Genomic DNA, 19,680 nt, shown 5'->3' with positions numbered 1-19,680 from the left:
GGTCGAATTCGACTGTGCCGTATCGCATCACGAGCGGTGAAGCCGGTCCGGCGCGAAACGTGACGATACCAAAGGTTAGGCTAACCGTATATGTTCTGCTGGGTCGGGTGCACGGCACCACGACCGCCCCTGTCACCGCTACGAGAGGTCTGTGCACATGCAAGCACCGGTCGCCGCCCGCGGCACCGCCGCCTCGCGGCAAGTCGATACCGCCGCCCCGCGGCAGGCCGATACCGCCGCCCCGTTCGTGCTGTCGCGTCCGCACGGCACCGTCGTGGCGGAGGGCGTCGATGTCCGGTTCGACTCGGCCGGCGAGGCCGCGGCCGCGCTGCGCGCCGGCTCGGTGGCGGCCGTCGTCGGCGCGCTACCGTTCGCTCCCGATCACCGCGCCGCGCTCACGGCGCCCGTCGCGCTGCGGCACCAGCCGGACCCCGTCGGGGACGCCGCCGTCCCGCTCGCGCCGGTGCGGATCGCCGCGACACTGCCCGCCGAGGACGAACACCTCGACCGGGTGGCCACGGCGCTGCGGCAGCTCCGCGATCCGGCCGACGACCTGGCGAAGGTGGTGCTGGCCCGGGCGCTGCTCCTGCGGGCGGACGCACCCGTCGACCCGATGTCGCTGCTCGCCCGGCTGGCCGGAAACGATCCCACCGGAAACGGTTTCGCCGTCGATCTCACCGCCGCCGGCGGAGCGTGGACCGGCCGGCACCTCGTCGGCGCCAGCCCCGAGGTGCTCGTCCGGCGCCGCGGCGACCTCGTCACATGCCATCCGCTGGCCGGGTCCGCGCCCCGGCATCCGGATCCCGAGGTGGACGGGCGCACCGCACAACGCCTCGCCGCATCGGAGAAGAACCGCGCGGAGCACGCCCACGTCGTCGAGGCCCTGCGGACGAGCCTCGACCCGCTGTGCACCGACCTCGACATCCCCCGTACGCCGACGCTGGCGAGCACCCGGCAGCTCTGGCACCTGGGCACCCCGATCGCCGGCCGGTTGCGGGACCGGTCGGTCACCGCGCTCGACCTGGCTCTGGCCGTGCATCCGACCCCCGCGATCTGCGGCACGCCGACCGCCGCGGCCCGGGCACTGATCCGCGAACTGGAGGGCGACCGCGGCTTCTACGCCGGTGCCGTGGGCTGGGCCGACCGGGACGGTGACGGCGAATGGATGGTGACGATCCGCTGCGCCGTCCTCGACGCCGACGGCACCACGCTCACCACCCACGCCGGCGGCGGCATCGTCGCCGGTTCGGATCCACTCGACGAACTCGCCGAGACCACAACGAAGTTCGGCACGGTGCTCGACGCGCTCGAGGTGCGACGATGAGCCGGTCCGTCACCCTCGTCGTCGGCGCGGCCCACGGCATCGGCCGCGCCACCGCCCGCACCCTCGCGGGGGCCGGGCACCGCGTCGTCCTCGCCGATCGGGATCTCGACGGCCTGGCCGAGACCGCCGCGCTGCTCGACGTGCCCGCTCCCGTGCACGGTCTCGACGTGTGCGATGCGGCCGCCGTCGCCGAGGCGGTCGCCCGGGTGGAAGCCGAGCACGGGCCGGTCGACGCGCTGGCCCACGTCGCGGGTGTGTTCACCACCGGATCGGTGCTCGACTGCGATCCCGCCGAGTGGCGGAAGATGTTCGACGTCAACGTCACCGGCCTGGTCAACGTGCTGCGCGTCGTCGGCCGCGGAATGCGCGAACGTCGCCGCGGCGCGATCGTCACGGTCGGCTCCAACTCGGCGGGGGTGCCCCGCGTCGGGATGGGCGCCTACGGGGCGTCGAAGTCCGCCGCCCACATGATCGTCCGGGTGCTCGGTCTCGAGCTGGCCCGATTCGGGGTGCGCGCCAACGTCGTCGCGCCCGGTTCCACGGACACCGCGATGCAACGGTCCCTGTGGCCGGATCCGGGCGACGACGCGGGTGCCCGCACCGCGATCGACGGCGACGCGACCTCGTTCAAGGTGGGTATTCCGCTGGGCCGCATCGCCGAGCCCGCCGACATCGCGGACGCCGTCGCGTTCCTGCTCTCGGACCGCGCCCGCCACATCACCATGCAGACCCTGTACGTCGACGGCGGCGCCACGCTGCGCGCCTGACCCGAAAGGACCCCCGTGACGATCGCCGCCACCCGGACTCCCCTGGCCGCCACCGCCGGCTACCCGCGGGAGTTCGCGGAACTCTACCGCGCCGCGGGTTACTGGACGGACGAGACGTTCGTCCGGTTCCTGTCCGGCCGGGCCGACCGTCACGGCGAGCGCGTCGCGCTCGTCGGCCGCGACGCCCACGGCACCGAGCGACGGATCACCTACCGCGAGCTGTCCGACACGGCGGACCGGATCGCCGCGGGCCTCGCGGCGGCCGGGGTGCAGCGCGGCGACCGGGTCCTGGTGCAGCTACCCAACATCGTCGAGTACACCGAGGTGGTCTTCGCGGTGTTCCGTCTCGGTGCGCTGCCGGTGTTCGCGCTGCCCGCGCACCGCAGCGCCGAGATCGGGTACTTCTGCCGGTTCACCGACGCCGCCGCGTACGTGATCGCCGGCGAGCACGGCGGAATCGACTACCGGGCGCTGGCCCGGCAGGTGTGCGCGGCTCTCGACCGGCCCCCGGTCGTGATCGTCGCCGGCGACGCGCAGGAGTTCACCGCGCTCGACGCGCTGCGCGCACACGAGCCGGACGCGTGCGCCGACGTCGACCCGGAATCCGTGGCGTTCCTGCAGCTCTCGGGTGGGACGACCGGCACACCGAAGCTGATCCCGCGCACCCACACCGACTACCTGTACTCCGTGCGCGAGTCGGCCCGCATCTGCGGCGTCGACGCCGGCACCCGGATGCTCGTGGTTCTGCCGGCGGCACACAACTTCCCGATGAGCTCACCCGGGATCCTCGGCGTCCTGCACGCCGGAGGTACGGTCGTGCTGGCCCCGGACCCGAGCCCCGACACCGCCTTCGAGCTGATCGAGCGGGAGGGGATCACCATGGCCTCGCTCGTGCCCCCGCTCGCCCTGGCGTGGCTCGCGGCGCGGGCCCGCACCGAGCGGGACCTGTCGTCGCTGCGGGTCCTGCAGGTCGGCGGGGCGAAGTTCGGTGCCGAAGCGGCCGCGCGGGTGACGCCCGAACTCGGCTGCACCCTGCAGCAGGTGTTCGGGATGGCGGAGGGCCTGGTCAACTACACCCGGCTCGACGACCCCGACACCACCGTCGTCGGCACGCAGGGCCGTCCCATCAGCCCGCACGACGAGATCCGGATCGTCGACGACGAGGATCGGCCCGTCGCCCCCGGCGCGACGGGCCACCTGCTCACCCGCGGCCCGTACACGATCCGCGGCTACTACGCCGCGCCCGAGCACAACGCGACGGCGTTCACCCCCGACGGGTTCTACCGCACCGGCGATCTCGTGCGCCTGACCGAGGACGGCTACGTCGTCGTCGAGGGCCGCGCGAAGGATCAGATCAACCGGGGCGGCGAGAAGATCGCCGCCGAAGAGGTGGAGAACCACCTGCTCGCCCACCCCCACGTCCTGGACGCCGCGGTGGTCGCCGTGCCCGACGCCTACCTCGGGGAGCGCACGTGCGTGTTCGTCGTGGCCGACGGGACCACGCCGAAAGCCCCGGCGCTGAAGGCGTTCCTGCGGGAACGGGGCCTGGCCGCGTACAAGATCCCCGACAAGGTGGTCCTCGTCGACGCCTTCCCCGTCACCGGAGTGGGCAAGACCAGCCGCGCCGAGCTGCGCCGCGCGCTCGCCGCCACCCTGCAGCACTGATCCCCGACGACAGAAAGCGAATCCCGCCATGGCCCTGCCGAAGTCCGTCTCCTATCCGATGCCCACGGACCTGCCGGAGAACACCGTCGACTGGACGATCGATCCGCGGCGGGCGGTGCTGCTCGTGCACGACATGCAGGAGTACTTCGTCCGCGCGTTCGACCGCACGGCGGATCCGCTGGCCACGGTGGTGCCGAACATCGATACGATCCGGCAGTCGGCGTACGAGGCGGGCATTCCCGTCGTCTACACCGCCCAGCCGGGCGATCAGGATCCCGCCGAGCGCGCCCTGCTCACCGACTTCTGGGGTCCCGGCCTGGCCGACGACCCGGCTCTGACGTCCGTCGTCGCCGAACTCGCGCCGCGCGAGGACGACGTGCAGCTCACCAAGTGGCGCTACAGCGCATTCATCCGCACCGACCTGCGGGAGCGGATGCACGCGTGGGGCCGGGACCAGCTCGTCGTGACCGGCGTCTACGCCCACATCGGGTGCCTGAGCACCGCGCTGGACGGGTTCATGCGGGATGTGCAGGTCTTCGTCGTCGCGGACGGGGTCGCGGACTTCTCCCGGCGGGAGCACACCGAGGCGCTGCAGTACCTCGCGGCGCGATGCGCCGCCGTGGTGCCGGCGGCGGACGCGGTGCGGCGCCTGCGGACCGGCGCCCTTTCGGTGTCCGGCTGAGCGGCGGTCACACGCCGACTTCCTGTGGTTGTGTGCGGGCCGCGAGCGCGGCGTATCGGCCGTCGCGGGCGAGCAGTTCGTCGTGGCTGCCCTGCTCCACGATGCGGCCGCGGTCGAGGACGACGATGGTGTCGGCGTCGCGGACGGTCGAGAGGCGGTGCGCGACGGTGAGGGTCGTGCGATCGCGGCGGGCCGCGTCCAGCGCGGCCTGCACCGCGCGTTCGGTCTCGTTGTCGAGGGCGCTGGTCGCCTCGTCCAGCACCAGGATGCGCGGGTCGCGCAGCAGGGTGCGGGCGATGGCGAGGCGCTGCTTCTCGCCGCCGGAGAAGCGGTGCCCGCGCGCCCCGACGACGGTGTCGTAGCCGTCCGGCAGCGAGCACAGCAGGTCGTGGATGTGCGCGGCGCGCGCGGCCTGCTCGATCTCGGCGTCGGTCGCGTCGGGCTTGGCATGACGCAGGTTCTCCCGGACCGTGGCGTGCAGCAGGTACGTCTCCTGGGAGACCACACCGACCAGGCTCGCGACGTCGGCGAGCGGCAGGTCGCGCACGTCGACGCCGTCGATCGTCACCCGCCCCGACGTGGGGTCGTACAGTCGCGCGACGAGCGACCCGAGAGTTGTTTTTCCTGAACCGGTTTCGCCGACGAGCGCGACGTGCGAGCCCGCCGGCACGTCGAGGGTGATGCCGGCGAGCGCGTCCCGGTCGGCACCGTCGTAGCGGAAGCGGACGTCGTCGAACCGCACGGCGCCGGCGACGCGCTCGAGGTCGAGCCGCACCGGCTTCGCGGGTTCGCCGATCTCGACGGTCAGGTCGAGGTACTCGAAGATGCGGCTGAACAGCGCCAGCGACCCGGTGACCGACACGCCCACGTCGAGCAGGCTCATCAGCGGCCGGAACAGGGTGGCCTGCAGGCCGGTGAACGCGACGAGGGTGCCGATCGTCATCCCGCCCGACGTCGCGGGCAGGCCGGCGACGAGGTAGAGCAGGGCCGGGATGGCGGCGAAGACGATGTTCATCGTGGCCATGCGCCAGCGCCCGGACAACTGGGAGCGGACCTCGAGGTCGGCGAGTTCGGTGGAGGTGCGGGCGAAGCGCTCCGACATGGCGGGACCGGTGCCGAGGATCTTGCCGAGCAGGACGCCGCTGAGCGAGAGGCTCTCCTCGATCTGGGTCTGCATGTCGGCGAGCCGACGCTGGCGCACGGTGGTGATCTCGCGGCGCATCAGGGCGACCTTGCGGGTGAGCCAGATCGCCGGCGGCAGCACCAGCAGGGACAGCAGCGACAGCCGCCAGCTGAGCACCGCCATCGCGACGGCCGTGCCGACGACGGTGGTGACGTTGGAGGCGATCGAGGTCGCCGTGGAGGTGACGACGTTCTGCATGCCGCCGATGTCGTTGGTCAGCCGGGACTGGATCTCCCCGCCGCGGGTGCGGGTGAAGAAGCCGAGGGACTGCCGCTGCAGATGGTCGAACACGCGGGTGCGCAGGTCGTGCATGACGTGCTGGCCCACCGTGGTGGAGATCCACGTCTGCACCACGCCGAGGATCGAGGCGACGACGGTGACGGCGAGCATCGCCCCGACGGCGCCGAGCAGCAGCGGCACGTCCTGGTCGGGAATCGCGTGGTCGATGAGGGTGCGGACGAGGAACGGGTTGGCGAGCGTGATCACCGACGAGACCACGATGAGCCCGACGACGAGCGCAACCTGCCAGCGGTAGGGCGCGAAGAGCGCGCCGATGCGGCGCACGCTCACGGGGGATTCCTCGAGCTGGGCGCGGTCGCGCGGGTCGGGCTTGGCGTGCCGCATCGGTCCCGGCCCGCCGCCGGGCGGAGGCTGCATCATGCCCGTCACCTCCTTCGTGAGGTACGAAACGTACTTGTTGAGGTTGCCTCACTAAGAGGCAACCGTCAAGTGAGGTATGATCCGCATCATGTCCGACGTCCCCACCGACCCGGCGCTGCGCGACCTGCTGATGACCGCCACCCGCACGCTGCGCCGCCGCTGGCACGCCACCCTCGGTCCGTGGGAGCTGTCCCCGCACGAGCACCGCGCGCTGCACGTCGTCGGGCACTCCCCCGAGCCGCTGCGCCTCGGTGACGTCGCCAAGGCGCTGCGCATCGCGCCGCGCTCGGCCACCGAGGTGATCGACCGGCTCGAGACCCGCGGCCTGACCCGCCGCGTCGCCGACCCCGCCGACCGTCGCGCCGTGTGCGTCCACCTCACCGACGAGGGCCGCCGCATCGCCGCCGAACTCGATGCCGCGCGCGACGCCGAGGCCACCGAGTTCTTCGCCCGTCTCGACGGCCCCGAACGCACCGAACTCGCCCGCCTGCTCACCAAGCTCGCCGACGGGTGACTGCCGCGACGAGCGGGAGGTTGTCGCGGCAACGCGCGAGTGGCGTCGCCGGTTTCCTCCCGTTCGCCGCGAGAACCTCCCGGCCGGATCTCACGTTTCCCGCCCGACGAGCGTCTACGGGGTGGACTGCCCGGCCGGAGGAGGAACGATGACCAACCGGACCGACTCGCTCACCGCGCGGGTCGAGGCTCAGGACTGGCCGGCGCTCGTCGCCGAGCTCGACGCGACGGGGTGCGCGCAGACCGGGCCGCTGCTCACCGCGGACGAGTGCGCACGCGTCACCGCGATGTGGGACGACGAACGCCGCTTCCGCAGCACGATCGACATGGCGCGGTATCGCTTCGGCAAAGGCACCTACCGCTATTTCGGCAGTCCCGTACCCGAGGGCATCACCCGGTTGCGCGCGGCGTTCTACCACCGGCTGCTGCCCGTCGCACGGGACTGGGCACAGCGCCTCGGCGACCCCGCGCCGTGGCCCGACGAGTTCGGCGACTGGCTCGACGCCTGCCGCGCCGCGGGACAGACCGAGCCGACGCCCCTGCTGCTGCGCTACACCGCCGGCGACTGGAACGCCCTGCACCGCGACCTCTACGGCGACCTGGTGTTCCCGCTGCAGGTGGTGATCGGCCTCGACCGGCCCGGCCACGACCACCTCGGCGGCGAGTTCCTCCTCGTCGAGCAACGCGCCCGCGCGCAGTCCCGGGGCACCGCCACGGTGCTGCAGCAAGGTCACGCCCTGATCTTCACGACCCGCGACCGGCCCACCCGATCCACGCGCGGCTGGACCCGCTCCCCCGTCCGGCACGGGGTCAGCACCGTCCGCGCCGGCGTCCGCCACACCCTCGGCCTCGTCCTGCACGACGCACGGTGACCCACTACACGCTCGTCGGGAGCGACGGACGTCCCTACCTCAGCGCAGCCCCCGGCACACTGGGCGGCCACCGTCGCGGCCGGATCTACGGACGACTCGACTGCCGCGCGGCGCGGCGGGCGATCGCGCGCGGCGGCTATGTCCGGGACCGGGTCTTCTTTGCCGGCGAATCCGACGCCGTCGCAGCCGGCTACCGCCCGTGCACGGTGTGCCTGCCGGATCGCCACCGGACATGGAAGGCGGACCGAGCCGGATGAGCGGCAGTTCGCGTTCTGCGCCGCGTACCCGCCGAAGCGGTGCCCGTCGGCCCGGTCGCTACCCGACCGGTTCGATGTCCGGGAGCCTCCAGGTCTTGTCGAACCATGGCTCCAGAGGCCCGTAGAGCCGGAACATGGCGAACCAGCCCCTGCCGGGCAGGCTCTGTATCCAGTTGCAGTCCTCGGTGGGTCGTTCGGGCCCGAAGTGGACGTCGACCGAGCCGTCCTCGTTTACGGCCAGGTCCGCATCCTGGCTGGTCACCGACGGCCACTGCTGATCGGTCTGCAGCATCGACCGGGCCTGGGTGTCGTAGACCAGCACCGACCAGAAGTTGTTCACGGGCACGTGCGGGGGCACGTGCAACCGGTAGCTCCGGTCACCGTCGAACGGTGCGCCGGTGGCGTCGACGAATGCGAGGGCGTACTGCGACCCGGTCCCGACCGCCTTCTGATCGAAGGCCGGGCTGGTACTGCCGTACAAGAAGTCGAGTTGAGCGGCGGCGTCGAGCAGCAACGCCCCGTCCTCCGTGCACGAGTAGCCGCCGAGGAAGCCCGAGCGCCAGGCGCGGCCGGGGTAGTAGTACGCCTCCTGGTGGCGGAACCGGTAGGTCAGCGCGCGGGCGGTCGCGTCCCCGACCGTCGCCGCCTCGGTCAGGATCGCGCGCATCCGCTCGTCCGGGGCGAACGGCCTGCCCCGACGGATCCCGACCGAGGCGAACATGCCCAGGGTGAGCGGGTCGGCCGACTCCGGCGGTTCGGACTGCACCACCTCGTCGAGCATCTCCCAGAACCGGAAGTCGGCCGGGGCGACGGCGCACATCGGCTCGGCGGAGACGTTCACGAACCGCGTCGACGGGGGATCGTCCGCTTGGGAGAGCGGATGAATCCGGGTGTGCGCCTCGACCATCTCCACCGCCGGGCGCGGATCACCGTGTTCGTCCCGGAAACCCCGCCAGCCCACCCACAACCCGACGGTGCGTGACCGCACCACCCGGTCACCGTCCGGCACCTGCCCGGCGTAGCCCGGCGGCACGAACAGGTAGCGGCCGCCGCGGCCCTGGTCCGGTCCGGTGAGGCCCACGTCGACCACCCACCGGCACCAGGGATCGATTGCGGCGCCGTATACCTTCGGGGGGACCTCGACGACGACTGGCCCGTCGCGCAGGTCGAGCCAGGCGTAGTGGTACGAGGTGCTCGTGTTGTAGACAAGGCCGAGGAATCGCGGATGGACCAGGTCCGCCCACATCACCAGGGTGGCGTTCACCGGCCCCCACTGCACCAGCGCCTTACGCATCGCCGCCACGGCGACCGGGGCCAGCCCCAGCAGGTACGCCTGGACCGCCCGCTGGAAGTCCAGGTTGTCGAACAGCGTCCGGGTCGCCGCGTCGTCGGGGACCCCGTCGAAGAATCGCAACGTGCCCAACCGGGTCCGGACCTCGTCCGGCATCGCGATCCCGGGTGGAATCGGTGTGGTGTTCGCATGCGAGGTCATCGATTTCCTCCTGCCTTCACGGCCGAGACCGCAACTCGTCGCCGTCGGCGCTCTTCGATTCCTCCGGCCGGTAGCACTTCTCGAACTCGGGTGGTATCCAGTCTGGCGTGTCGTCTGCCCGGATGGAGGGGAGTTCCTCGAATCCCGGGTGCGCGGCACGGCGCTCCTGGGTTCCGGCGCCCGCCGTGCTGCGCCACTCCGCCTGTCCGAGTGGTCCGCGAACCAGTCGTTCTTCGCGAACCGGGCGTCGAGGATCACAACCGGACCGTCTCACGCGTCTCTCCGCGGAGGTCGAATTGCTCTGTGATGCAGTGCGATTCACGCATCGAGGCGACCGGAGCCCCGTTCGTTCGGTAATCGACGGTCCGACAGTCCTTTTCGGAGGCATTACCCATGGGGCGATGCCACCTCGCGGGGACTCCACACCGGCCGGAATCTCTCGTCGGCCTGCGATACCGGCGCCGGAGTCGCTGCGCGGCCCGTCCGGCGACCGTCGCCGGCAGGTTCCGGTTGGGTAGCATCGAGGCCATGAGCACGGAGGCCCGCCCCCACTCGACCGGGGCCGAAGCCGGGTCGTCGAGGGCGACGGCCGACCCCCTCGCCCTCGACCGTCAGGTCTGCTTCGCCCTGTCCGTCACCAACCGCGCGGTCCTTTCGGTGTACCGGCCGGTGCTCGAACCGCTCGGCCTGACCCACCCGCAGTACCTCGTGATGCTGGCGTTGTGGGGGGACGCGCCGATGTCGGTCAAGGGAATCGGCCGGGCCCTCCAACTGGACTCGCCCACCCTGTCCCCGCTTCTCAAACGACTGGAGTCGCTCGGTCTGATCACCCGCACCCGGAGCCCCCAGGACGAGCGTCAGCTCGTCGTCGACCTCACCGACGCGGGACGTGCACTGCGGAAACGGGCGGAGACGGTGCCCGAAACGGTGGTGCGCCGGCTCGGGGTGAGCCTCGCCGAGCTCGAGGAACTGCACGACGTGCTGACCCGCATCAATGCCGCCGCGCTGCGCGCCGGCGCCCTCGATCAACACTAGGCACGCGAGATCCGGGCCTTCCCCGGGGGTCGATCGGCAGATCCACACTCCCACCATGCGGGAACCCGCAGGAAAAACATTACGGAAGGGTAACAAACTACTTCTCACTGCACATCGAATGGATCGGACGGCCGCCCGTCGGGTACGCCGGAACGGTTGTCCGAACGAAGGGATGTGTCTTGAGACCCACCGGCGATACCGACGTGCACTCCGAGGTCCGACCCGGTCATCTGCGGCGCGCGATCAGCGCCTCGGCCATGGGCAACTTCACGGAGTGGTTCGACTACGGCGTATACGCCTACACCGCCACCTACATCGCCGACTCGTTCTTCCCCGGCGATCTGGAATCGGCCACGCTGCTCACCCTGGGTGTCTTCGCCGTGTCCTTCCTCGTACGTCCGCTCGGTGGGCTGGTGTGGGGTCCCCTCGGCGACCGGCTCGGACGCCGCCAGGTGCTTGCGCTGACGATCATCCTGATGGGCACGGCGACCGTCCTGCTCGGTGCCATTCCCTCGTACGCCTCCATCGGCTTCTGGGCACCGCTGCTGCTGGTGCTGCTGCGCATGATCCAGGGCTTCTCCACCGGCGGCGAGTACGGTGGTGCGGCGACCTTCATGGCCGAGTACTCCCCCGACCGTAAGCGCGGGTTCTTCGGCAGCTTCCTCGAGTTCGGCACTCTCGCCGGCTTCTCGTTCGGCGCGCTCATCGTGTTGTCCATCGATCTGCTCTCCACCGACGCGTTCATGAGCACGTGGGGCTGGCGCCTGCCGTTCTTCGTCGCCGGACCCCTCGCCCTCGTCGGGCTGTACCTGCGGTCGAAGCTCGAGGACACCCCGGTGTTCCGCGAACTCGAGGCCGACGGGGAGGTCGAGCAGGACACCGGCACGCAGTTCAGGAGTCTGCTCTCGCAGTACTGGAAGCCGATCGTGACGCTGATGGGTCTGGTCGTCGCGCTCAACGTCTGCAACTACACCCTGCTGAGCTACATGCCGACCTACCTCGAGAACCGCATCGGTCTGTCGAGCACCGCCTCGCTGTCCCTCGTCGTCATCGGGCAGCTCGCCATGATGGCGGTCATTCCGTTCGCGGGCTCGCTGTCCGACCGGATCGGCCGCAAGCCGATGTGGCTGATCTCGATGGGCGGGCTGCTGCTGCTCGCGATTCCGATGTACATGCTCATGACCGTGAGCTTCGCCTGGGCCATCGTCGCGTTCACGGTCCTGGGCCTGCTGTACGTGCTGCAGCTGTCGACCATCTCGGCGACCTTCCCGGCGATGTTCCCCACCCACGTGCGCTTCGCCGGCTTCGCGATCGCCTACAACGTCTCGACGTCGCTGTTCGGCGGGACCGCCCCGGCGGTGAACGAGTGGCTGGTGGAGCGGACCGGCAACGACCTCGTCCCCGCCTTCTACATGATGGGCGCGTGCGTCGTCGGTCTCGTCGCGTTGTACTTCGTGGCCGAGACGGCCGGCGCGTCCCTGCGCGGGCGTGGGATCCCCGGCGTCGACACCGAACCCCGCCCGACGGCGCTGTCGAAGGCCTGACTCCGAACCCCCTCTCCGGAGGGGTCTTTCGGTTGATGCGCCCGGCGCCCGGTAGGCGACCGCCCCGGATCAGGCCGACGTGACGGCGCCGGTCATCGCGGCACGTAAGGCGACGTCGCGCGGATCGTTCCGAGACTTGCCCATGCGGTTGCAGACGTAGCCGTAGCCGATCCCGGCATCCGGATCGGCGTAGCCGAAGGAACCGCCGGCACCGGGCGCGCCGAACGACCGGGGGCCGCCGAAAGACCAGTCGGGACTCGGGCGCATGAAACCGAGGGCGAACCGGATGTCCCCGAGCATGCACGCGTCGTGGAAACCGTCCCGGGGCGGCACCGGCGGGGCCGTCAGTTCGTGCAGCGTTTCCGGGCGCATGCCGAGTTCCGCACCGCCGGTGGCCAGGACACCGTAGGCGTGCGCCAGGGCGCGTGCCGTGCCCACGCCTCCGCCGGACGGCGCCTCCAGATCGCGCGCGTAGATCGTGTCCGGGTCCAGTGCCACGAGCGTTCCCGGGTTGGCGACCAGCGAGCGGTAGAACACCGACCGCTTGTTCAGGAACGCCGGAAACAGCCGCGGCGACAGCTCGGCGAGATTCCGGAGGGGGTTCCGCATCACCAGCGGGGCAAGTCGGGCGTCGGGAACGGAGGCCGGGAGGCGGATGTAGAACTCCAGCCCCAGCGGGGTCGCGATCTCGTCCTGGAAGACCTGCCCGAGCGTGCGGTGCTGCGGGTCGACCCGGCGAACGAGTTCACCCTGATAGAAGCCGAGGCTGATCGCGTGGTAGGCCTGCCGCTCCCCCGGCGCCCACTCCGGTCTCTGGCGGGCCATGATCGCGGCCAGCCGGTCCGGGTCGGCGATGACCCCGGCATCCACCGGCTCGTCGAAGCCGAACAGCCCGGCCTGGTGGGCCAGCAGTTGGCGGACGGTGATCCGTTCCTTGCCGTTCTGCGCGAACTCGGGCCAGTAGGTGCAGACCCGCTCGTCGAAATCGAGCCAGCCGCGGGAATGGGCCAGCGCGACGGTCACGGCGGTCATCCCCTTCGTGGCGGAGAACACCAGCGTCATGGTGTCCCGTTCCCACGGCGCGCCGATCGTCTTGTCCCGTACCCCGCCCCACAGATCGACCACCTTCTCCCCGCGGTAGTAGACGCAGCATGCGGCACCCAACTCCCTACGGTGGGAGAAGTTCTCGGCGAACGCCTGCCGCACGGCCGCGAAGTCGTCGCGCGCGTATCCGTGGATCCCCGGGTGCCGGGATATTCGAGCGGACACGGTCGTCTCCTCTCGCGTGGTGCGGCACACGCGGTACCGGCGATGCGGCACAGGGCCGCGCGGGTAGCCGATCGGGCGCGGCAGTCCGACGAGCGCTTCGTGCAGATCCCCGACGGTCGCGACGAACCTGTCCGACGACGACGTTCATGTCGTCCGGCTCGTCGACCGCCACGATCCGAACTGCACGACCGCCTCCTCGGACGCCTGCGACTCGCCGGGCCATCGCCCCCGGACAGTCTCCCGCACCCGGGAGATGCGGGCAATACAGTCGCGGCCCGCGGCGGGCACCCGTCCGTCGCATCCGAGATGAGGCAGGATGGTGCGGTGCCCGATTCCTCACCTTCTCCGGCCATCCTGCTGCGCGGGCGTTCGTCCGGCCGCGCAGTCCTCCTCGTCGGCTCGCTCGTCCTGGCCCTGGCCGCCGGCATCCGGTGGCTGCGGTCGAGCCAGGGCGTCAGCGCGTCGGCGTGGCGCGACGACGAAGTGGGTCCGGACGACCTGGCCGGCTGAGCCCGGACGACTCGGTCTCAGCCGGGGCTGCCCCCGGCGTCGGCCAGCGCTGCCCGCACGGTCTCGGCGGTGCCGTCGAGCACGGCGCGGTTCGGGGTGCGCGGCACGGCCCGCAGTCCGAAACCGTCGCCGCGACGGCGCGGAACGACGTGCAGGTGCACGTGGAACACTTCCTGGCCGGCGGCGACGCCGTCGGCCAGGAAGAGGTTGACCCCCTCGATGGGAAGCGAACTCGCGCGCAGCGCGGTCGCGATGCGCCGGCCCGCGTCGAACACCCGCGCGCCGTCCTGTGGGGCGAGGTGCGCGAGGCCGGATGCGTGGCGCTTGGGGATCACCAGCAGGTGCCCGGGTGTGAACGGACGAATGTCCATGAACGCCAGCACATCCGGCTCGTCCAACACGATGCTCGCCGGCGCGGCGCCGGCGACGATCGCGCAGAACACGCAGTCGCTCACGCACTCTCCTGAACGGGTGCCGGCCGCCGGACGCCTTCGAGGAGCTGCAGCAGCTGCGCCTGCACCTCCGGCCGTTCGCGGATGGGGTCGTCGCTGTGGGCGAGGTAGAGCATGGCCTCCTCGACGGCCGCGACGATCATGTGCGCCAGCGCCGACGACTGCGGTGCCGGTTCGCCGCTGCGCCGCGCGATTGCCCGCAGCGCGCGCTCGGTGATCATGATGGTGTTCTTGCGGTGCCCCTCCCGGACCTCCGCCCAGCCCAGCACCGCGGGGGCCTCGATGAGCAGCAGACGCCGGATCGCCGGGTCGTACACGACATCGAGCGAGGCGAGCACCGCGGCGGTGAACGATTCCCACGGATCGCTGCCCTCGATCGCCGCGAGCGTCTCCTCGGTCTCCACCTGCATCCGCTCCACGACCCCGCGGAACAGATCCCGCTTGTTCGCGAAGTGATGGTAGAGCGCCCCGCGGGTCACGCCCGCGACGGCGACGATCTCCTCGGTCGCCGCCGCGGCGTACCCGTCGCGGAGAAACACCTCCGTCGCGGCGTCGAGCAGCGCGGCTCGCGTCCGCACCGCATCCCGGATCCGTACGGCATTACCCGGCTTCCCGGCCAACATCTTCTCCCCTGCATTTCGGCTACCCCCATCTGACAACTCCCCCCGGCAGCCTTGTCCCGGACGATCCCTACAGGATCGGCGCCGGCGTGTACTTCGCGGCGTCCGGGTACTGCTCGACGAGGTCCTGCACCGCCGCGACAACGGTGGCGACCTGCGCCTGTGCGGCACCGACGAACGCCGACCGGTCGGCCAGCGCGGCGTCGAGGGCCGCTCGATCCAGTGGCAGCCGCTCGTCGGCGGCCAGCCGGTCCAGCAGGTCCGGCTCGCGGCCCTGCTCACGCATCGCCAGTGCCACGGCGACCGCATGCTCCTTGATGACCTCGTGCGCCGTCTCGCGGCCGACGCCCGCGCGCACCGCCGCCATGAGCACCTTCGTGGTCGCCAGGAACGGCAGGTAGCGGTTGAGTTCCTTCTCGATCACCGCCGGGTAGGCACCGAACTCGGCGAGGACGGTCAGGAAGGTCTCCATCAGTCCGTCGAGGGCGAAGAACGCGTCGGGCAGTGCGACGCGCCGCACGACCGAGCAGAACACGTCGCCCTCGTTCCACTGCGCGCCGGCGAGCTCGGCGGCCATCGACGCGTACCCGCGCAGCACCACCTGCAGGCCGTTGACCCGCTCGCAGGAACGGGTGTTCATCTTGTGCGGCATCGCGGACGAGCCGACCTGGCCCGGCTGGAAGCCCTCGGTGACGAGCTCGTGCCCGGCCATCAGGCGGATGGTGTGCGCGAACGACGACGGCCCGGCCGCGACCTGCACGAGCGCGGAGAGCACGTCGTGGTCCAGGGAGCGCGGATAGACCTGGCCGACGCTGGTGAGCACGTTCGCGAAGCCGAGGTGCTCGGCGACCTTCGCCTCGAGACGCGCGAGCTTGTCGGCGTCACCGCCGAGCAGGTCGAGCATGTCCTGCGCGGTGCCCATGGGTCCCTTGATGCCGCGCAGCGGATACCGGGCGATCAGCTCGCGCAACCGGGTGAGCGCGATGAGCAACTCGTCGGCGGCGGACGCGAACCGCTTGCCGAGAGTGGTGGCCTGCGCCGCGACGTTGTGCGACCGGCCCGCCATCACCAGCGTCGAGTACTCGGCGGCGCGCTCGGCCAGCCGCGCGGCGATCGCGACACCGTGGGCGTGGGCGTGCTCGAGCGAACGCAGGATCTGCAGCTGCTCGACGTTCTCGGTGAGGTCGCGGCTGGTCATGCCCTTGTGCACGTGTTCGTGGCCGGCGAGGGCGTTGAACTCCTCGATGCGGGCCTTCACGTCGTGGCGGGTGACGCGCTCCCGCGCCGCGATCGACTCGAGGTCGACCTGCTCGAGCACCCGCTCGTAATCGGCGAGCGCCTCCCGGGGGACGTCGATCCCGAGCTCCGCCTGCGCCCGCAGAACCGCCAGCCACAGCTGGCGCTCGAGCACGATCTTGTGCTCCGGCGACCACAGCGCGGTCAGGTCCGGGCTGGCGTAACGGGTGGCAAGGACGTTCGGGATGCGACTCACAGGACATCAGTTTACGGCGCCCCGTCACGCCTCCTGCTCGGCAGGCGGTGCCACTCCCTCCAGGACGCCGGGCAGGATGCACCGCGCGAGGGCCCGCGGATCGGGGTCGAGGTCGCCGAGCGCGCCGAGCACGGCACCGTCGACGACCGCGACGAGCCGCCGCAGCTGTGGTTCGTGCACCGACCGCCCGCACCGCTGCAGCAGGTCCGTGAGCAGCTGCTCGATCTGCGCGCGCAGCTCCTTCTGGACGTCGCGCAGCTCGGGGTGACGGGCGGTGGCGACGCACCGCTCGTAGCGGGCGATGAGGCGCTCGCGTTCGATCTCGCCGACCCCGCCGGGCCCGACGAGCAGGTCGACGATCAGGTCCGCGGTGGACTCGGGTCCGCGGTCGCTCGGCGGGACGCACTGCACGCGCGAGCGCATGACGTCGAGTTCACGCCGGCCGTTGTGCTGGACCGCGCTCGCGACGAGGTCGTCGAGGGAGTGGAAGTAGTACGTGGTGGAGGCGAGTGGAAGTCCGGCCCGGTGCGCGACGGCACGGTGCCGGACGGCATCGATTCCACCTTCGAGTATCAGGTCGGCCGCCGCCGCGACGAGCGCCTGGCGGCGCCGTTCGCCCTTGGGGGTGGCTGCGATCGACACCCTTGTCATGGTGCCAGTCCCGGTGGTCGCGCCTGACGGAAACGGCCCGAATACTCGCAGGTAGGACCAATCTGTCGGGTTTCGTCACGATCCGGGCAGCCAGGCGCGCAGCCGTTCCAGCGCCGCCTGCACGTCCGCGGTGGACCCGGCGAAGGACAGCCGGACGGTCCGATCGCCGTGCACGGTGTCGAAGTCGACGCCGGGCGCGAGCGCCACCCCGGTCTCGTGCAGCAGCCGGGCGCACCAGCGGGTGGAGTTCTCGCCGTCCGGGAGCAGGTGGCCGATGTCGGCGTAGACGTAGAAGGCACCGTCGGCGGGGGCGAGCTCGGTGACACCCAGCTCCGGCAGGCCCCGCAGCAGCAGCTCCCGGTTGGCCGCGTACCGCGTGACGTGCCCGTCGAGCTCGGCCCGGGCCTCCGCGCCGAACGCGGCGACGGCCGCGTACTGGGAGATCGCCGGCGGGCACACCGTCATGTTGGAGGCCAGGCGCTGCAGCGGCGGGCGCAGTCCCTCCGGCACGAGCATCCAGCCCAGCCGCCACCCGGTCATCGAGAAGTACTTGGACACCGAGCCGATCACCACGGCGTCGCGGGAGGTCTCCCACGCGCAGCTCGTGGCGGGCGCACCGTGCGTTCCGAACTCGATGCCGTGGTAGATCTCGTCGGAGATGAGCAGCGCGTCGTGGTCGTCGCACCAGCGGGCGAGTGCGGCCAGCTCGGCCGGCTCGATCATGGTGCCGGTCGGGTTGGCGGGGCTGGCGACGACGAGTCCGGCGATCGGCCCGTCGAGGGCCTCGAGCATCTCGACGGTCGGCTGGTAACGGGTGTGCGGTCCGCAGTCCAGCTCGACCACCCTGCAGCCGAGGGCGGCGAGGGTGTTGCGGTAGGCGGGGTAGCCGGGCCGGGCGACGACGACCGTGTCGCCGGCGTCGAAGGCAGCCAGGAACAGCAGCGTGAACGCCCCCGACGATCCGGTCGTGACGACCACGTCGTCGGCCCCGACGTCGACGCCGTAACGGTCGCGGTGGTAGCCGGCGATCGCCTCGCGCAGCGGCAGGATCCCGAACGTCTCGGTGTAGCCGAGCAGCTCGTCGTCGAGGACACGGTGGGTGGCGCGCAGCACCGGGGCGGGTGCCGGCGTGGACGGCTGACCCGCCGCCAGGCTCAGCACGTCGCCGTGGGTGCGCTGCCGCTCGGTGGCCGCCTTCCACACGTCCATGACGTGGAAGGTCTGGATCCGGGATCGTCGGGATTCGAAGCGCACGACCTCGACGTTAGCCGCTCGCGCTCGGCCGGATGTTTCCCGGTGCGCATGCACCGGCGGACCGTCGCGACGTCAGCTCCCTCGACGGACACCCGCGCGCCGACCGGAGCGCGCCCGTGTCCGGGCACCGCGCGGGTGCGTCCCCCTAGGACGGGATCGTGATGCGCCCTTCGACGGCGGCCAGTCCGATGTCCTTGCGGAAGTGCCCACCCGGCAGCTTGATGCCGGCGAGCGTGGCGTACGCCTCGTCGCGGGCGGCGGTGAGATCGGCGCCCGTGCCGACGACGCTGAGGACGCGTCCGCCGGCCGAGACGACCGCGCCGTCGGCGATCCTGGTGCCCGCGTGCAGCACCCCCTCCGCGTCGGCGCCGACGACCACGTCGCCGGTGCGGGGGCTGGCCGGGTAGTACTCGGCCGCCAGCACCACGGTGACGGCGGCGCCGTCGCGCCAGCGCAGCGGCGGCAGCTCGGCCAGGGTGCCGGTCGCGACCGCGTTCAGCACCTTGCCGAGCGGCGACTCGAGCAGCGCGAGCACGGCCTGGGTCTCGGGATCGCCGAAGCGGCAGTTGAATTCGACGACGGCCGGACCGTCCTTGCCGATGGCCAGGCCCGCGTAGAGCAGGCCCGAGAAGCCGCATCCGCGGCGGACCATCTCGGCGGCGACGGGCTTCACGACGTCCGCGGCGATCGTGTCGACCATGCCCTGCGGCAGCCACGGCAGCGGCGTGTAGGCGCCCATGCCGCCGGTGTTGGGGCCGGTGTCGCCGTCGCCGACGCGCTTGTGGTCCTGCGCCGGCAGCAGCGGCACGACGGTCTCGCCGTCGACGAGGCAGAACAGCGAGACCTCGGGGCCGTCGAGGAACGATTCGAGCAGCACGGGGTGCCCGTTCTCGAGGATTTCCGCGGCGTGGTCGCGGGCGGCGGCCCGGTCGGCGGTGACGACGACGCCCTTGCCGGCGGCGAGCCCGTCGTCCTTGACCACCCAGGTGGGGCCGAAGCGGTCGAGCTTCTCGTCGAGATCGGCGGGATTGTCGACGACCTCGCTGTGCGCGGTGCGGACCCCGGCGGTCTTCATGACGTCCTTGGCGAACGCCTTCGAGCCCTCGATGCGGGCGGCCGCCGCGGACGGACCGAAGCAGGCGATGCCCGCGGCGCGCACGGCGTCGGCGACGCCGAGGACCAGGGGCACCTCCGGGCCGATCACCACGAGGTCGACATTCTGCGCCTTCGCGAGCGCGACGACGTCCTCGGCGGACGCGGCGTCGACCGGGAGCTGCTCGGCGATCCGGCCGATGCCGGCGTTGCCGGGCGCCGCCAGCACGGCCGTCACGCCGGGATCGCGGGTCAGGGCCAGGACGAGGGCATGTTCACGGGCACCGGAACCGATAACGAGTACGCGCACGCAGGACAGGTTACGGGACCGGTCCGGGGCTCCGGA

19 protein-coding genes are annotated in these 19,680 nt (G+C 71.5%); 10 read left to right on the top strand and 9 right to left on the bottom strand.

The window, feature by feature from the left end:
• Window positions 1-157: 157 nt before the first annotated feature.
• Genes ACWPQI_RS04020 through ACWPQI_RS04005 form a run of 4 tightly spaced genes read left to right on the top strand, consistent with a single transcriptional unit; the run spans window position 158 to window position 4,438 of the window.
• On the top strand, window positions 158-1,324 hold the full coding sequence (locus ACWPQI_RS04020) for an isochorismate synthase (RefSeq protein WP_474738660.1): 1,167 nt from the start codon (window positions 158-160) through the stop codon (window positions 1,322-1,324).
• On the top strand, window positions 1,321-2,091 hold the full coding sequence (locus tag ACWPQI_RS04015) for a 2,3-dihydro-2,3-dihydroxybenzoate dehydrogenase (protein WP_010593768.1): 771 nt from the start codon (window positions 1,321-1,323) through the stop codon (window positions 2,089-2,091). Before ACWPQI_RS04020 ends, ACWPQI_RS04015 begins: the two co-directional genes overlap by 4 nt.
• Window positions 2,092-2,106: 15 nt before the next feature.
• Complete coding sequence (locus ACWPQI_RS04010; RefSeq protein WP_048772623.1) at window positions 2,107-3,756, top strand: (2,3-dihydroxybenzoyl)adenylate synthase; 1,650 nt, start codon at window positions 2,107-2,109, stop codon at window positions 3,754-3,756.
• A 28-nt stretch (window positions 3,757-3,784) separates the two neighbouring features.
• Entirely contained in the window at window positions 3,785-4,438 is a 654-nt protein-coding gene (locus ACWPQI_RS04005; protein WP_017680591.1) for an isochorismatase family protein, read from the top strand.
• 7 nt (window positions 4,439-4,445) lie between these two features.
• Here ACWPQI_RS04005 and ACWPQI_RS04000 read toward each other — a convergent pair whose 3' ends face one another.
• Window positions 4,446-6,281 (bottom strand): ABC transporter ATP-binding protein, encoded by a 1,836-nt coding sequence (locus tag ACWPQI_RS04000; RefSeq protein ID WP_040273961.1) that lies wholly within the window; start codon window positions 6,279-6,281, stop codon window positions 4,446-4,448.
• A gap of 76 nt (window positions 6,282-6,357) precedes the next feature.
• On the opposite strand from ACWPQI_RS04000, the gene ACWPQI_RS03995 reads away from it, so the two are divergent.
• From ACWPQI_RS03995 to ACWPQI_RS03985, 3 genes are all read left to right on the top strand, one after another.
• Window positions 6,358-6,795: a MarR family winged helix-turn-helix transcriptional regulator gene (locus tag ACWPQI_RS03995; protein ID WP_010593764.1), complete on the top strand. Its 438-nt coding sequence runs from the start codon at window positions 6,358-6,360 to the stop codon at window positions 6,793-6,795.
• A gap of 148 nt (window positions 6,796-6,943) precedes the next feature.
• On the top strand, window positions 6,944-7,666 hold the full coding sequence (locus ACWPQI_RS03990) for a 2OG-Fe(II) oxygenase (RefSeq protein WP_017680589.1): 723 nt from the start codon (window positions 6,944-6,946) through the stop codon (window positions 7,664-7,666).
• Window positions 7,663-7,923: an Ada metal-binding domain-containing protein gene (locus ACWPQI_RS03985; protein ID WP_474738659.1), complete on the top strand. Its 261-nt coding sequence runs from the start codon at window positions 7,663-7,665 to the stop codon at window positions 7,921-7,923. Before ACWPQI_RS03990 ends, ACWPQI_RS03985 begins: the two co-directional genes overlap by 4 nt.
• 58 nt (window positions 7,924-7,981) lie before the next feature.
• Here ACWPQI_RS03985 and ACWPQI_RS03980 read toward each other — a convergent pair whose 3' ends face one another.
• Entirely contained in the window at window positions 7,982-9,415 is a 1,434-nt protein-coding gene (locus ACWPQI_RS03980) for a DUF1254 domain-containing protein (RefSeq protein WP_017680587.1), read from the bottom strand.
• Window positions 9,416-9,943: 528 nt separating this feature from the next.
• Here ACWPQI_RS03980 and ACWPQI_RS03975 point away from each other — a divergent pair.
• A complete protein-coding gene (locus tag ACWPQI_RS03975; protein ID WP_010593760.1) occupies window positions 9,944-10,450 on the top strand; it encodes a MarR family winged helix-turn-helix transcriptional regulator in 507 nt (168 codons plus the stop codon).
• Window positions 10,451-10,707: 257 nt separating this feature from the next.
• Window positions 10,708-11,994: an MFS transporter gene (locus tag ACWPQI_RS03970; RefSeq protein ID WP_234575086.1), complete on the top strand. Its 1,287-nt coding sequence runs from the start codon at window positions 10,708-10,710 to the stop codon at window positions 11,992-11,994.
• Window positions 11,995-12,063: 69 nt separating this feature from the next.
• On the opposite strand, the gene ACWPQI_RS03965 is transcribed toward ACWPQI_RS03970, so the two are convergent.
• The gene (locus ACWPQI_RS03965) at window positions 12,064-13,263 is read right to left on the bottom strand and encodes a serine hydrolase domain-containing protein (protein ID WP_342660503.1); all 1,200 of its coding nucleotides are present in this window, start codon (window positions 13,261-13,263) and stop codon (window positions 12,064-12,066) included.
• Window positions 13,264-13,587: 324 nt separating this feature from the next.
• Between ACWPQI_RS03965 and ACWPQI_RS03960 the strand changes: the two genes are divergently transcribed.
• Window positions 13,588-13,773, top strand: a complete 186-nt coding sequence (locus tag ACWPQI_RS03960; protein WP_010593757.1) for a hypothetical protein — start codon at window positions 13,588-13,590, stop codon at window positions 13,771-13,773.
• A gap of 17 nt (window positions 13,774-13,790) precedes the next feature.
• Here ACWPQI_RS03960 and ACWPQI_RS03955 read toward each other — a convergent pair whose 3' ends face one another.
• The 6 genes from ACWPQI_RS03955 to purD form a co-directional block, all read right to left on the bottom strand.
• The gene (locus tag ACWPQI_RS03955; protein ID WP_124258911.1) at window positions 13,791-14,228 is read right to left on the bottom strand and encodes an HIT family protein; all 438 of its coding nucleotides are present in this window, start codon (window positions 14,226-14,228) and stop codon (window positions 13,791-13,793) included.
• The gene (locus ACWPQI_RS03950) at window positions 14,225-14,803 is read right to left on the bottom strand and encodes a TetR/AcrR family transcriptional regulator (protein ID WP_010593755.1); all 579 of its coding nucleotides are present in this window, start codon (window positions 14,801-14,803) and stop codon (window positions 14,225-14,227) included. The genes ACWPQI_RS03955 and ACWPQI_RS03950 overlap by 4 nt, the downstream gene beginning before the upstream one ends.
• A gap of 112 nt (window positions 14,804-14,915) precedes the next feature.
• Window positions 14,916-16,337: an adenylosuccinate lyase gene (gene purB / locus ACWPQI_RS03945; protein WP_040273944.1), complete on the bottom strand. Its 1,422-nt coding sequence runs from the start codon at window positions 16,335-16,337 to the stop codon at window positions 14,916-14,918.
• A 24-nt stretch (window positions 16,338-16,361) separates the two neighbouring features.
• Entirely contained in the window at window positions 16,362-16,979 is a 618-nt protein-coding gene (locus ACWPQI_RS03940) for a TetR/AcrR family transcriptional regulator (RefSeq protein ID WP_010593752.1), read from the bottom strand.
• 84 nt (window positions 16,980-17,063) lie between these two features.
• On the bottom strand, window positions 17,064-18,242 hold the full coding sequence (locus ACWPQI_RS03935; RefSeq protein ID WP_029539984.1) for a pyridoxal phosphate-dependent aminotransferase: 1,179 nt from the start codon (window positions 18,240-18,242) through the stop codon (window positions 17,064-17,066).
• Between the two features lie 145 nt (window positions 18,243-18,387).
• Window positions 18,388-19,644: a phosphoribosylamine--glycine ligase gene (gene purD, locus ACWPQI_RS03930; RefSeq protein WP_474738658.1), complete on the bottom strand. Its 1,257-nt coding sequence runs from the start codon at window positions 19,642-19,644 to the stop codon at window positions 18,388-18,390.
• Between the last annotated feature and the right edge of the window lie 36 nt (window positions 19,645-19,680).

It is taken from the genome of Rhodococcus sp. LMD (assembly GCF_056108245.1).
The sequence above is the reverse complement of the archived record's forward strand: the minus strand, read 5'-3'. Positions and strand labels throughout refer to the sequence as shown.